Origin of the sequence: Flavobacterium sp. J49, assembly GCF_011742145.1 — a bacterium.
In the GTDB taxonomy this organism is placed as follows: domain Bacteria; phylum Bacteroidota; class Bacteroidia; order Flavobacteriales; family Flavobacteriaceae; genus Flavobacterium.
This window is the reverse complement of record NZ_JAAQQU010000104.1, coordinates 805,566-820,781: the sequence shown is the minus strand read 5'-3', so window position 1 is coordinate 820,781 and position 15,216 is coordinate 805,566. Positions and strand designations below refer to the sequence as shown.

At 37.0% G+C, this 15,216-nt stretch carries 12 protein-coding genes and 1 tRNA gene; 7 read left to right on the top strand and 6 right to left on the bottom strand.

The features are described 5' to 3' along the window. Nucleotides 1–28: 28 nt before the first annotated feature. The gene (locus HA632_RS10225; RefSeq protein WP_176307068.1) at nt 29–2,056 is read left to right on the top strand and encodes a ComEC/Rec2 family competence protein; all 2,028 of its coding nucleotides are present in this window, start codon (nt 29–31) and stop codon (nt 2,054–2,056) included. A gap of 10 nt (nt 2,057–2,066) precedes the next feature. Here the strand turns inward: HA632_RS10225 and HA632_RS10220 are convergent, their stop codons facing one another. The 6 genes from HA632_RS10220 to HA632_RS10195 form a co-directional block, all read right to left on the bottom strand. After that, the gene (locus tag HA632_RS10220) at nt 2,067–2,534 is read right to left on the bottom strand and encodes a thioredoxin family protein (protein ID WP_176307067.1); all 468 of its coding nucleotides are present in this window, start codon (nt 2,532–2,534) and stop codon (nt 2,067–2,069) included. Between the two features lie 54 nt (nt 2,535–2,588). Beyond that, nucleotides 2,589–4,070, bottom strand: coding sequence for a peptide MFS transporter (locus HA632_RS10215; protein WP_176307066.1), 1,482 nt, complete (start codon nt 4,068–4,070; stop codon nt 2,589–2,591). 5 nt (nt 4,071–4,075) lie between these two features. Continuing rightward, a complete protein-coding gene (locus HA632_RS10210; protein WP_176307065.1) occupies nt 4,076–5,734 on the bottom strand; it encodes a peptide MFS transporter in 1,659 nt (552 codons plus the stop codon). 77 nt (nt 5,735–5,811) lie between these two features. Next, nucleotides 5,812–7,329, bottom strand: a complete 1,518-nt coding sequence (locus tag HA632_RS10205; protein WP_176307064.1) for a peptide MFS transporter — start codon at nt 7,327–7,329, stop codon at nt 5,812–5,814. Nucleotides 7,330–7,357: 28 nt separating this feature from the next. After that, nucleotides 7,358–9,526 carry a S9 family peptidase gene (locus HA632_RS10200; RefSeq protein WP_176307063.1) on the bottom strand — a complete coding sequence of 723 codons (2,169 nt, stop codon included), beginning with the start codon at nt 9,524–9,526 and terminating at the stop codon, nt 7,358–7,360. Nucleotides 9,527–9,677: 151 nt separating this feature from the next. Then, nucleotides 9,678–9,750, bottom strand: a tRNA-Phe gene (locus HA632_RS10195). A gap of 131 nt (nt 9,751–9,881) precedes the next feature. Here HA632_RS10195 and HA632_RS10190 point away from each other — a divergent pair. Genes HA632_RS10190 through HA632_RS10165 form a run of 6 tightly spaced genes read left to right on the top strand, consistent with a single transcriptional unit; the run spans nt 9,882 to nt 15,152 of the window. Further along, a complete protein-coding gene (locus tag HA632_RS10190; protein WP_176307062.1) occupies nt 9,882–10,610 on the top strand; it encodes a type III pantothenate kinase in 729 nt (242 codons plus the stop codon). After that, nucleotides 10,607–11,857, top strand: a complete 1,251-nt coding sequence (locus HA632_RS10185; RefSeq protein ID WP_176307061.1) for an outer membrane beta-barrel protein — start codon at nt 10,607–10,609, stop codon at nt 11,855–11,857. Before HA632_RS10190 ends, HA632_RS10185 begins: the two co-directional genes overlap by 4 nt. Nucleotides 11,858–11,869: 12 nt before the next feature. Further along, a complete protein-coding gene (locus HA632_RS10180) occupies nt 11,870–13,144 on the top strand; it encodes a hypothetical protein (RefSeq protein WP_176307060.1) in 1,275 nt (424 codons plus the stop codon). Then, nucleotides 13,144–13,695, top strand: coding sequence for an LPS export ABC transporter periplasmic protein LptC (gene lptC, locus HA632_RS10175; RefSeq protein WP_176307059.1), 552 nt, complete (start codon nt 13,144–13,146; stop codon nt 13,693–13,695). The genes HA632_RS10180 and lptC overlap by 1 nt, the downstream gene beginning before the upstream one ends. Nucleotides 13,696–13,697: 2 nt before the next feature. After that, a complete protein-coding gene (locus tag HA632_RS10170; protein WP_176307058.1) occupies nt 13,698–13,889 on the top strand; it encodes a hypothetical protein in 192 nt (63 codons plus the stop codon). 3 nt (nt 13,890–13,892) lie between these two features. Further along, the gene (locus tag HA632_RS10165) at nt 13,893–15,152 is read left to right on the top strand and encodes a hemolysin family protein (protein ID WP_176307057.1); all 1,260 of its coding nucleotides are present in this window, start codon (nt 13,893–13,895) and stop codon (nt 15,150–15,152) included. Nucleotides 15,153–15,216 lie beyond the last annotated feature (64 nt).

The window sequence follows — 15,216 nt, the reverse complement described above, 5'->3', positions numbered from 1 at the left end:
AATAAAAGATATCTTGTAATTTAGTTACATGAAAATCTTACAATTTCCTTTAGCGAGTATCACTTTTGCCTTTATTTTGGGAATAATTGTGTACCAAAAACACCAACCCGAGTCGCCTGTCGTCTATGGGAGTATCTTGATTGGATTGGTATTCATGATAGTTTTGCACTTTGGGTGTAAGAGAAAAACAATCTGTAGAACGCTTTTTGGAATAGTTGCTTTGGGGATTTCATTCTTTATCGGTTTGGCTACTTCAATTTACCATAATGATGGTTTACGGCAAAATCATTATCTCAATCAGTTGGTCGAAGAATCATCGCATCAAATTACATTTCAAGTACACGAAAAACTTAAAAGCACAGCAAAAAATATTCGTTATGTGGCCGACATCGAAAGGATTGACCATCATAAAAGTTTTGGCAAAGTCATTGTCAACATTCGGCAATCCAATCGGATTGAGGATTTACCCATTGGCAGTCAAGTGACGCTTTTCAGCACCATTTATAAAAATAAAAAACCATTCAATCCCAACCAGTTTGATTATGGGCAGTATCTAAAAAACCAACAGATTTATGGTCAAATTTATGCCGATGAAAAGCAAATTATCATTGACAAAACCGAATCAATGCTTTGGTCACGTTTTTCCAATTTCAGAACAGATATCATCCGAAACTTAACAATATCGCAATTCAAAAAAGAGGAACTCAATATCATGATTGCCTTATTGCTTGGGCAACAACAAGATATTTCACCTGAAGTTTTAAGAGATTACCAATTGGCCGGAGCTGTTCATATTTTATCTGTTTCAGGCTTGCATGTTGGGTTTATCTTACTGTTTGTTACTTTCCTTTTAAAGCCAATAGCCAACACGAAAAGGAATACTTTAATCAAACTGTTCATCATACTGCTCTCGTTATGGAGTTATGGCATTTTGGCCGGATTAGCGCCTTCGGTGGTACGTTCGGTAACGATGTTTTCGTTTGTAGCCATTGGCAATCACTTGCGAAGAACGGTGAATGTGTTTCACACCTTATTGGTTTCTATGTTTTTAATTCTGCTATGGAAACCCTCATTTCTGTTTGATGTTGGATTTCAGTTGAGTTATTTAGCTTTGTTTTTTATCTTATGGTTACAACCTTTACTAAACGACATTTGGCAACCCAAATACAAAATTACCCAATACTTTTGGGATATCTTAACCGTTTCTTTTGCGGCTCAAATCGGAACTTTACCTTTGAGTATTTATTATTTTCACCAATTTCCGGGTTTGTTTTTTGTGACCAATGTTATCGTGTTACCAATGCTTGGCATAATTATGATTGTTGGTTTGACAGCCATTGTATTTGCATGTTTCGGAAAAGTGCCGATGTTCGTGGTTAAGCCTTTGGAATTGCTGATTGAATGGCAAAACAATCTCATTCATAAAGTTGCTTCTTATGAAGATTTTGTACTCAAGAATGTATCGTTTACCATTGCTATGCTTTGGACTTCTTACCTCGCGATTACCATGATTATTATTTGGTACAAAAAACCAAATTTCAAGCGATTGGTCATTGTTTTATTGAGTATTATCACATTGCAAAGCCTTTACATTGTTACCAGATTCAAAACGCACAACACTGAAGAGTTTATTGTTTTCAACTCGAGAAAAAGCAATCTTATCACTCAAAGAACAAATGAAAATGTAACAGTTTACAGCAACGATAGTGTTTTGACTTCTTTGGAAAACAACACAACCATTCAAGCCTATTTGGTTGGCAATTTTTGTCAGGTCAAAGAGAAAAGACGACTCCAAAACCTATACTACTTCAAAAACAAAAGGATATTACTGATTGACAGTTCGGCTATTTATTCCGCCAAAATAAAACCCGATATTTTAATTATTATCAATTCCCCGAAACTGAATATGGAACGTTTACTAAAGAATTGTAAACCCCAACAAATCATTGCAGATGCTTCCAATTATAAAAGCTATGTTAAACTATGGGAATCCACTTGTGATAAAGCAAAAATCCCTTTTCACTATACCAATGAAAAGGGATTTTATAAGATTTAATTTGGATGAATTAGGATTTTTTTGGTGCCAATATTTGATCGGCTCCGGCCAACCAAGCACTTGGACCGCCGGCAACATAGCCTGTGCTGCCTATTTGCTCTAAGTTGATTTTACCGTCTTTTTTAGAAGCTTTCACAAACCATACTGTAGGATAACCTCTAACACCTAAAGCTTGTTGTAATTCCATGTTTTGTTTTTGGATTTCCGGTTGCTGTGGTGTTCTTCTCGGGAAGTCAAGCTCCACTAAAACAACATTGTCTTTGGCCCATTTGGCAAACTCAGGTGTTTTTAGAACTTCCTTTTGCAAACGGATACACCAACCACACCAGTCGCTTCCGGTAAAAAATAACATTAAAGGCTTTTTAGATTTTTTAGAAATTTCCATGGCTTTGTTGATGTCAGTTTGCCATGTCAATTCTTGTGCTTGTATCGTTAAAGACCCTAAAACCAGGAATAACGTAAGGATTAATTTTTTCATGTGATCTTATTTTTTTTTACAAATATATACAAAAACAGTACCAATTACTGTCGGCTATTTTACATCCTGCATTAATTTTTTGACTAAGGGCGAAATGGCAATCAGCACCAAGCCGGCCACTAACGCATAAATGGCCAATTGATTATAACCATCAGTGTATGCGGTTAATTTTTCGACTTTGGAAGCATTCTCATCCGCACTCGCCATTCCGGCGCCTAATATTCCGGCAGCATATTGACCATAAGCACTCGCCAAGAACCACATTCCCATCATCACGGCCTGAAGTTTTACCGGCGCGAGTTTGGTCATAATAGAAAGTCCGATAGGTGATAAACACAATTCCCCAAACGTAATTATAAAATAAGCCAAAGTAAACATTTCAAGAGAAGTTAAACCTTCGGCATTAGCGAAAAATCTGGTCGTATAAAAAGTATAAAAAGCCAAAGCCAAGAATAAAAAGCCTAGACCAAATTTGACCACAGTATTAGGCTCTTTTTTTCTGCTACTCAACCAAATCCAAACAATCCCTAACAAAGGAGCAAAAATGATTACAAATAATGAATTCGCAGCATTGTTAACGCCATTCGGGTCTAATTTGAGTCCCAGTATATCATTGTCTAAATTGTTGGCAGCAAACAAACTCAAAGAACCACCGCTTTGTTCAAAAAAGGCCCAAAACAAAATAGAAAAAATGATGAATACCATCGCCGCCAACAACTTCTTATTTTCATTTATAGAAAAGTTCCTCATTTCGTAGGCCAAATAAAGCAGCGTAATCGGTCCTATGGTATACATAAAATAATCGGTATATTCCGGGTTAGACACCATGGCCATAATTAACGGGATGGCTAAAATTGTTCCGATGTAGGTAGCATATTCGTATAATTTACGCTTCGAATTTTCTAAATGCAGTAAAGGAGAAATTCCAATATCTGCCATACTTTTTTGGGTAAATACAAAAGTCAATAAACTGATGGTCATGACAATTCCGGCCAAACCGAAAGCCAAATTCCATGAGTAGTTTTTTCCTAAATAAATACAAGCATAACCGCCCAACAATGCGCCTATATTGATACCCGAATAAAACAGGGAAAAGCCGGCATCTCTTCGGGTGTCATTGGCTTTGTACAAAGTCCCGACCATGGTGGAAATATTGGGTTTAAAGAAACCTGTTCCTATCACGGTAAATGAGATTCCCAAAAAGAAAAACTCCTGCGGATTAATCGCTAAAATTATACTCCCGACTATCATCATTATACCGCCCCAAAAAAGCGATTTTCTATAGCCTAGTATTTTATCGGCAAACAAACCGCCAATAAAGGTAAATGCGTATACAAAAGCTTGTGTGGCTCCGTATTGCAAATTGGCTACCTTTTCATTCATCAACAATTGGTCTACCATGAAAAAAGTCAGCATACCGCGCATTCCATAGAAACAAAAACGCTCCCACATTTCACTAAAGAACAAATACCAAAGTTGTTTTGGGTATTTGCCTTCAAAGTTTTGAATCTGTTCGATGGTTAAATCTTTTTCCATAATGTTTAGTTTATCCCTTTTTCTTTCATTACTTTATTCAGTTGTTTCAGTAAAGCAAACATCAACAAGGTCGCAAACATCAGCAAGGCAAAATTCACCCAGAAGAAATTGGCTTTGTCATCATAAGTATCCCATAAACTGGCCAAAACACCCGACATTTTATTTCCGATCGAAGTGGATAAAAACCAACCACCCATCATTAAAGACGTGATGTTCTTTGGCGAAAGCTTAGAAACCACCGACAATCCCATCGGACTGAGGAAAAGCTCTCCAATGGTAATGACACCATAATTGGCTACCAACCACCAAACCGATACTTTCTCACTGCCGTTGTTGCCAATGTGAACTGCGGCAACCATCACTAAAACAGACAACGCTGAAATTAATAAACCGAAAGCTATTTTGGTTGGCGTACTTGGTTCCTTCTTTCTACTGCGTAAAAAGGTAAAAAAGGCTACGACCAAAGGCGTTAAAATAATCACCCAACCCGGATTGATGGACTGGCTTAAATTGGTGGCCCAAATACTGATTTTATTTCCTTCTTCCGGTTTTTTTTCTTCTTTTACATTTCTGAAATAAATCGGATAGTCTACCACTTTTTTGACTACGCCGTTTTCCTTTTGAAGACGGAATCCGGCATCGTATAATTCTGTTGAATCTTTTTTGTATTCGACTTCTTTGGCCAATTTCAAACCATTGAAAACCGTTTGGGTTGTACCTGTAATTTCTCTGTCGGTATAACGGTCGGCCCAAGTATTTAAGGCAGAACCATTGAGTTTAAATACCGCCCAGAATAAGATGACTACCGCAAAAATAGCCAACAAGGCGCCGATAGGTCTTTTGTCCTCAGTTTTCGCTTTGAAGTACAAGCTTCCGTAAAAGAAAATTACCGGTATACAAGCAAAAATAAAGGCATCGGTACTATCTGAACCAAAAACGTAGCTATTGGGATTGGTATCAGACGTTACCCCTTTTAGAAACCAACCAATTACCCCAAAAATTACCGAAGGCACTAAAATAAAAAGTACAATTTTATAAAACGGCATATCCCCTTCTTGTATTCCCTTTTTCTCGGTTTTATCTCCGTAATGTTTGGTTCCCATCAGGAAAACAATTACCCCGATAAACATCCCGACTCCTGCAGCCATAAAGGCATATTGCCAGCCCAGAAGGATTTGCAAGGCTGCGCCAAAAAAGTTACAGATAAAGGCACCCACATTGATTCCCATATAGAAAATGTTGTAGCCTTCATCCTTTTTGTCTTTGTATTGTTCATCGTTATAGAAATTCCCTAAAAGTGTTGAGATATTAGGTTTGAAGAATCCGTTACCCAAGATGACCAAAGTCATGGCAACATACAGCATTGTAATGTCATGAATTCCCATCAGCATATATCCCGCTCCCATCATCAATCCGCCGATGACGATTGATTTTTTATAGCCAAAATAACGGTCGGCCACCAAGCCACCAATAAAAGGGGTTAAGAATACCAGGGCGATAAAAGTACCATACAAATCAGACGCTTCTTTCTCGGTCATGGCGAATCCGGCCTCTACATCTTTAAGATATAAAGTAAAAATTCCAATCATTAAATAATAACCGAATCGCTCCCACATTTCGGATAAAAACAAATAAGGCAGTGCTTTAGGATGACTTTTCCACATAATTTTTTGATTTAAAAAAACAAACCTACAAGGGTTGCTTGTAGGTTTGAAAGATATAAAATATTTTTAATATGCCACTATCTGTCTAATTCAGGAATCACTTCAACATGATCATTGTGCATTCTTTTTTCTAACCAAGAACTTAAGAAAAACAAAATTGCAGCTGCAGCACCTGACATAATGATGAATAAGACAAAAAACTCATATAAGTTTGTGATTTGAAATCCTAAAAAATTTGTTGCTCCGCCAGTTCCATCTTCACCTCCCGGAATTAAGGCACTTAAAGTACCTGCGAATTTATTAGCCGCGGCATTGGCTAAAAACCAAGTACCCATCATCAAGGATGACAAACGTAGTGGTGCTAACTTAGAAACCATTGACAATCCGATTGGTGACAAACATAATTCTCCAATAGTATGAATTACATACAAACCAATCAACCACCACATGGATACTTTTTCTCCCAATCCTAAACCTTTAACTGCAATGGCAATTACAACATATCCCATGGCTACTAAACCTAAACCAATGGCCATCTTTTTTGGAGAAGAAGGTTCTAATTTTCTTGCATATAGAAATCCCCAAACAATGGTCATAATTGGTGCTAAAGCAATAACAGCTAATGGATTTACTGATTGAAAGTAAGAGGCCGGCATTTCCCAACCAAACAAGGATCTTTCAGTTTGTCTATCGGCAAAAAGCGTTAAAGAAGCACCTGCTTGTTCAAACGCACCCCAAAAGAAGATAACGAAGAAAGCAAGAATAAAAATCACGGTAATGCGTTGTGTCTCGATTTTGCTTAAACTTTTATCACTAAAAATCAAAACCGGCATTAATACCATTGCGCCATAGATGAAGTAGCTGATGATATCAATATCACTTTTGAACATTTGTTTGAAATTCAACATAAAGAAGATAATAGCAATTGAACCGACTATCATCCCAATACTTTTGGCATCTAATTTCTTTACCGGTAAACCAATATGTCTTCCGTCTTCAGAAATAAGGTATTTTTTTTGGCCTAAAACAAAAGCCACAAGACCAATTAACATTCCAACTCCTGCGGCTAAGAATCCCCATTTGAAATCCATTGATCCACAAACTAATGGCGAAAAGAATGCTCCAAGGTTAATTCCCATGTAGAAAATGGTGAATGCGCTATCTATTCTTCTGTCGTTGGCCGGATATAATTGACCCACCATGGTAGAAATATTGGGTTTAAAGAAACCATTTCCAATAATGATTGCAGTCAATCCCATCCACATTAGTGAAACACCTCCATTTACACCGGCAGAAGCACTGAAAAACATAAAAAACTGACCAATAGCCATTAACAAACCACCAATCACAATACTTCTTCTATTTCCTAAAAACTTATCACACAGATAACCTCCTAAAAGTGGAGTTAGATAAACTAACCCTGTATAACTCCCATAAATTTCAGAAGCATCTGCATCTTTCATTAATAAAACTTTCGTCATAAATAGAATAAAGATTGCCCTCATTCCATAATAACTGAATCTTTCCCACATCTCTGTAAAGAAAAGGAAATAGAGTCCTTTTGGATGTCCTGTTTTTACTGTAGTTTCACTCATAATATTGGTTTTAGTTTGTATTGGTTAATTATAAATTTTCTTTGATAAAATTGGTCATTTTATTGAACAATTGCACTCTGGTCTTACCGCCGTAAATGCCATGATTTTTGTCGGGATAAATCGCCCAATCAAATTGTTTGTTGGCTTGCACCAAAGCTTCAATCATTTGCATGGTATTTTGTACATGCACATTGTCATCAGCGGTTCCGTGAATTAAAAGAAAGTTTCCTTTTAGCTTGCTCACGTGATTGATAGGCGAATTGTCGTCATAACCACTTGCGTTTTCTTGCGGAGTTTGCATGTATCTTTCGGTATAAATACTGTCGTAGAAACGCCAATTGGTAACCGGTGCCACGGCAATGGCCATTTTGAATACATCAGCGCCTTTGAAAAGACAATTACTACTCATAAACCCGCCATAAGACCAACCGAAAATACCGATTCTGGTTTTGTCTACATAAGCATAATTCCCAATGACTTTAGCGGCATCGATTTGGTCTTCTACTTCGTATTTTCCTAATTCTTTTTGGGTGCATTTTTTGAAAGCTGCTCCTTTAAAACCGGTTCCTCTACCATCTACACAAGCTACAATATAACCTTGTTGTGCCAACATCATAAACCACATATCATTAGAATCCAACCAATTGTTAGCGACTTCTTGCGAACCCGGTCCGGAGTATTGGAACATAAATACAGGATACTTTTTAGTCGCATCAAAATCTTTGGGTTTGATCATCCAGGCATTTAGTTTGTGGCCTTTCTCGGTGGTTAATTCGAAAAATTCTTTGGCCGGTAAATCGTATTTCTTGATTTTTTCTACCAAAGCTTTGTTGTCAACAATAGACTGGATTTGCTTGCCGTCTTTGGCACTGTTTAAAGTAAAAACGGTTGGCTGAGTAGCACTGGAATATCGGTTGATAAAATATTCAAAGTTCGGACTCAAAGTTGCGCCATTGGTACCGACTTGTTTTGATAACTTGATTTTATTTTTTCCGTCTAAACCAATACGGTACACATCTCTTACAATAGAACCATTTTCAACCGATTGGTAGAAAACTGTTTTGGTTTTTTCGTCAAAACCATAGTAAGCTGTTACTTCCCAATTGCCTTTGGTCACTTGGTTTTTCAACTTTCCGGTTTTGTCGTATAAATAAATATGGTTGAAGCCGTCTTTTTCAGATGTCCAAATGAAACTGTTGTCTTTTAAGAACGTCAAATTGTTGGTCACATCTACGTAGGCTTTGTCTTTTTCGTTTAAAACAACTTTTGCCGTTCCGGTTGTACTGTCAATGAACAACAAATCTAAATTGTCTTGATGACGGTTCAACACTTGAGCAGAAAGCACATTGGCCTCATTGGTCCATTCCATTCTCGCGATGTAGAAATCATTGTAATTTCCTAAGTTGATGGCTTTAACGGTGGCCGAAGTCACATCGTAAATATGCAAAGAAACCAAGGCGTTTTTCTCACCGGCTTTTGGATATTTGAACGTTTCTACCGTTGGATATAAGTTTTTCTTGAAAACATTCATGGAGAACTCAGGCACTTCGCTTTCGTCAAAACGAATATAGGCCAACTTTTTGCTATCGGCACTCCAATCATAAGCTCTCACGAAGGCAAACTCCTCTTCATAAACCCAGTCGGTAATTCCGTTGATAATGCTGTTTTTCTTACCATCAGTAGTTACCTGAGTCACTTTTGCGGAAGCGATATCATAAATGAAAAGATTATTGGCTTTGGCAAACCCTATTTTAGAGCCGTCGGGAGAAAATGTCGGTCTTTGAACTTGTTCTAACACTTTGGTTAGTTTTTTGGTCGCTAAATTGTAAAGAAAGTAATCGGCGGTAAATGAGTGACGATAAATTGGTTTGGAATTATTGGCCATTAACAATTGTTTTTCGTCTTTACTAAAAAAATAACTGTCAATACCGGCTGTTAATTCCGGAAAGCTTTTGGTGTCAATCAAAGTACTGACCTTTCTAAGCGTCGCAAAATCATACAAATCAATTTGCATGGATCTTGAAGTACGGTCAAAGTTGAGAACGGTGTATTGGTTGGTGTTTTTCATGGCGATAAGTTCGTCCATGGCTTCAGGTCTGAAAGCTCCTGAATAAATTTCTTCAACGCTTAATTTTTGCTGTGCCGTTAAAGAAAAGCACGATAAAAGGAACAGTACAACTGCTTTTTTTATTTTCATTGTAATGATGGATTATAAAAGAGGTCAATTTTAGTGAAAAATTTAGAAACCACCGCACATTTTTGTGTTAAATGCATTTTTAAACCGGGATTTTAGACTTCAAAATTCCCGAAAAACAAAAAACCCCGATAATTTCTTATCGGGGTTTAAGTGGTACCTCCAGGAATCGAACCAGGGACACATGGATTTTCAGTCCATTGCTCTACCAACTGAGCTAAGGTACCTTCTTTTGCTACGTCTCGTTCGGCGGTATGCCTTGATTGTTGCGGGTGCAAATATAGAACGATTTTTAATTTATCCAAAACAAATAATAAAAAAAAACTATTCTTACCTTAGCCTAATCAAAATCGCCCGTATGCTATTAGCCATAGATGTTGGAAATACCCGAATCAAATCCGCTGTATTTGAAGACGATACTCTTTTGACCGTCATTGTTTTTGACAAAAAAGAAGTGGTCGAAAAAATTAATTTTATTTTGGACCAACATTTAAAAATCAACCATATTGTGGTGGCTAGTGTTGGAAATATTACCCAAACTGACTTTTTGTGTTTTGAAAAAAGAGCTTCGGTTTACTTTATCACACATCAGAGTAAATTTCCTTTTGTGAATCTTTACAGCACTCCTGCAACCCTTGGTATCGATCGAATGGTATTGGCTACCGCGGCCACGTTGCAATTTCCCAATCAAAACCGACTTGTAATTGATGCCGGTACTTGTATCACTTATGATTTTGTTGATGAACACAATCAATATCTCGGCGGCGCTATTTCTCCCGGTATTCGTTTGCGTTATGAATCTTTGCATCAATTTACCGCAAAATTACCTTTATTAAAAAAAGCTTACCCGGAATATGTAATTGGAAATTCGACCCAAGAATCTATACATTCGGGAGTTGTAAACGGTATAACGCTTGAAATTGACGGCTTTATTGAACAGTATAAATCACAATACGCTAAATTTATCATAATTTTAACGGGTGGCGATGCAGAATTTTTGGCTAAACGATTAAAAAATACCATATTTGCCAATTCAAATTTTCTGCTGGAAGGTTTGAACCAAACATTTCAATACAATCAAAAATGATTAAAAAATTTATAGTAAGCCTTTGTTTACTTTTTTCATTCTCTGCCTTAGCTCAAGAGGGAACTTCTTCCCCATATTCTTATTACGGAATTGGAGACATCAAATTTAAAGGAACTGCGGAAACTCGTGCCATGGGCGGACTTTCAGTTTTTCCCGACAGTATTCACTTGAACCTTCAAAACCCGGCTCATTTGGCGAGTCTCAAACTTACCACATTTTCTATTGGCGGCACTTATGCCAACACCAAATCTAAAACTGAAACCCAAGAAGAAAAAGCCAGAAGAACGACTCTTGATTATCTGGCTGTTGGCGTTCCAATCGGCAAATTAGGTTTAGGTTTCGGCCTCATCCCTTATTCTTCCGTTGGGTACAAAATCCAGAGTGTTTCAGATGATGATGTGCCTATTTACTCAAGATATAGCGGGATTGGCGGCGTGAACAAAGTATTTTTTGGGGCAGGTTACAAATTGACCAAAAAAATTAATATCGGAGCGGATGTACAGTATAATTTTGGTACTGTAGAAACCACCAATTTAAGATACCAAAACGAAATTCAATACGGAACTCGTGAAAGTAATGCATCAACCATTCAAGGATTTAATGTTGATTTTGGCGCTACTTATCAAACAAAATTAAACAAAAAGCTAAGTTTTTTCAGTAGCTTAGGATATTCACCCGAATCTAAAGTTAAACTCAGCAATACCCGCTTTATTGAAATCATACAATTTTTAAGTTCCGGAGGAATCAGCATCATCGAAACTGAAGAAGTTGATGTAGCCAATACCACCATCAAACTGCCGTCGAAACTCTCTTTTGGTTCCGGATTGGGTGAGGCAAAGAAATGGCTTCTTGGTGCCGAAGTTACCCTTTTAAACAACAGCGCCATGTCTAATCGTTTTGAGGACATCAACGGAGCTACTTTTGAAAACTCCGTTCGTTATAGTATGGGCGGTTATTTTATTCCAAATTACAACTCCTATTCCAATTATTTCAAAAAAATAACTTACCGCGCCGGATTGAGATACGAAAATACCGGTTTGGTAATTCAAGACAAATCGATAACTGATTTTGCTGCCAATATCGGTTTTGGTCTTCCTTTAGGCGGTAGTTTTTCTAAAATCAACATAGGTTTGGAAATGGGCAAAAGAGGTACTAAATATTATAACTTAGTAGAAGAAAACTATTTTAACATCAGTGTTGGTTTGTCTCTTAATGACAGATGGTTCGTAAAACGTAAATATGACTAAAATTTTTTCATTATGAAAGCAATTTTTTCTCTGATTGGCATCTTGTTTATTACAAATATCAATGCCCAAAAGTTTGACTGCACTTCTAAAATGACTGCCTATCAGGATTTTTTTAAGGCCAAAGACATCGCTGCTGCTTTTGATACTTGGAGTGAAGTGAAAAAAAATTGCCCAAAACAAAGTGAAAGCGTTTACACCGACGGATTTAATATCATTCAGTACAAAATAGACAATGCCGCCACAGCAGAAGAGAAAGAAACTTTGGTTCGTGATAAAATGGCGCTTTACGACCAATACAACAAAAACTTCCCCGAAAAAACAGCAGATTATGAAGTGAATAAGGCCATGGCTTTACACGACAACAAAATAGAAGCTAAAGAAGAGATTTTTAGTTTGCTGGACAGCGGTTTCTCTAAAGCTTCAGCAAGCATAACCAACGCCAATGCCATTTACACCTATTTCAGTCTTTGCTATGAAAAATACAAAGCCGGTGATAAAAAATTTACTGCTGATTTGGTTTTAGACAAATATACTTTGGTTAATTATATGCTTACCCAATTGCAAAACAGCCAAACGGAGAAAACAGACCAATACAAAACCGCACAGCGAGGCATTAATGCATTGTCCAAAGACTTAGTAAATTGCAGCAATTTGGCATCGTATTACGAAAAAAACTTCACCCAAAACAAAGACAATAACGATTGGATTGCAACTGCTTTAACCAATCTTTCCGCTAAATGCAGTTCACAACCCGTATTTGTGACCATGGCTGAAAAATTATATAGTGTAAAAGCCACTTCTCAATCGGCTTATTTCATGGCTTTGGCCAATTTGCGTCAAAGAAAATTCACCGAAGCCATTCAGTTTTACAACCAAGCGGCCGATTTAGAAACCAACCCGCAAGAGAAAGCCAAAATTTATTACACCTTAGCAACAGGATTGTTGGCAAACGACATGACCAAGTCTAAAGAAACGCTAAACAAAGCTTTGCAGTTTGACCCGAAAATGGGAAGAGCGCATTTGTTTTTGGCCCAATTGTATTCTTATGCTCCGGAGGAATGCGGTAAAGACGATTTTGAAAAAAAAGCCATTTATTATTTGGCCATAGAAACCGCTAAAAAAGCCGGTATTGCCGATCCTAAGCTAAAACCCGCAGCCGATAAAATGGCGCAGGACTTTGCTTCGAAAGCTTTGACACAGGCTGAAATCAATAAGGCCAAAATGAATGGAAAATCATTAACCATCGATTGTTGGATAAATGAAACCATTACTTTTCCCGCTAAATAATGAATGTCCTTTTCAGAAATAGCATTTTCTTGTTCTCTTTGTTGGTATGTCTGGCAGTTACCTCGTGTGAAAGCAATTTTAAAGAGGTTCAAAAAATGGGCGTTTCCGAGTTTACCCCTAGTGGTGATGCCGATTCAATCAATTTAAAATACACCGATTCAGGTAGAATTACCGCCAATTTAATCAGTCCGAAAATGCTTGATTATGCCACGGTAGAATTTCCCTTTACCGAATTTCCCAAAGGCATGCATTTGACCTTATTTGACAAAGACGGAAAACAGACTTACATCGACGCCAACTATGCGGTAAGATATAAAATCACCGACATGATTGACTTACAAGGCAATGTAAAAATCTCTAACCAAAACGGAGAGCAACTCGAAACTGAGCAATTGTATTACGACCAAAAAAACGAATGGTTTTTTACCGAAAAAAAGTTTAAATTTACTTCACCAAAAGGGGTTTCCTATGGCGAAGGAATTGATTTCAGTAAAGATTTCAAAAAAGTAAATTCACAAAAAGTATCCGGACAAGTCCAATCATCAGAATAATTATGAACTATCTAAAATTTACCCAATACGCTTACCTAATCGCCGGAGTTCTTTTTGGCGTTGATTCCTTTCTAAGATGGCAAGAAAAAGAAAATTGGATTATCAGTGCCGCCTTTGCAGCAGTCTGTATTTTCATGTTTTTCTTTCGCAGAAATTTTGCCAAAAAATTTGCTGAGCGCAATAAAAAACCCTAAAGCATGGAGGTCGGAATTATTATCTTGTGTTTGATACTTTCCGCCTTTTTTTCGGGAATGGAGATTGCCTTTATTTCCTCCAATAAAATTTATCTTGAAATTGAAAAAAAACAAGATGATTTTATTTCCAAAATCCTAACCAAGCTCACCGAAAAGCCTTCCAAGTTCCTTGCTACCATGCTTGTTGGTAACAATATTGCTATGGTAATTTACGGATTTTTCATGGGTGACTTACTGATGAAATGGTTTGTGAATCTTGGTTATCAATTTACCGATTTATCAAATTTATTGTTACAAACTGTAATTTCGACACTAATCGTTTTGATGACTTCGGAGTTTTTGCCTAAAGTATTTTTTCAGATTTATGCCAATAGTTTCCTGAAGTTTTTTGCTTTGCCTGCCTATTTTTTTTACAAACTCTTCTACTACATTTCTTCCTTTATGATCTGGATATCCGATTATATTTTGAAGAAATTTTTCAAAACCGAAGGAGATCAAGTTACCCTTTCCTTCAGCAAAATAGAATTGGGCAATTACATCACTGAGCAAATGAGCGCGGTGCAAGACCACGAAACCGTTGATTCTGAAATTCAAATTTTTCAAAATGCCCTTGAATTTTCCGGTGTAAAGGCCAGAGAAATTATGACCCCAAGAACCGAATTAGTAGCGGTTGACCTATATAGTTCAGTATCTGACTTGCGACAACTGTTTATTGAAACCGGGTATTCTAAAATTTTGGTGTATCTCAATACGATGGATGATATTGTTGGTTATGTGCATTCCTTTGAACTTTTCAAAAAACCAAGAACCATTAAATCGGTGATGATTCCTGTCGAGTTTGTACCCGAAACCATCTACATCAAAGACATGATGAATTTGTTGACCAAAAAGCGAAAAAGCGTGGCTGTTGTATTGGATGAATATGGTGGAACTTCTGGAATTGTGACCATCGAAGACATCGTAGAAGAACTGTTTGGTGAAATAGAAGACGAACACGATTCTGATGAAGCTTTCACGGAAAAACAACTCGACGACACTACTTACTTGTTTTCAACAAGATTGGAAGTAGAATACTTAAACGAAACGTACAAATTGAATATCCCTGAAGGAGATTCTTATGGTACTTTGGGTGGATTTATCGTTGATTTCTTCAAAGAAATTCCGCAAAAAGGAGATCAAATCACCATAGAAAACTTCCAATTCACCATAGAAGAAGCGACGAATAAGAAAATCGAATTGGTGAAAATGATGCTAATTGATTAGTTTCTGCAAAAAAATTAAAAAATAGATGAAATTATAACTAAGTGAGTATTATTATTTCACAGAT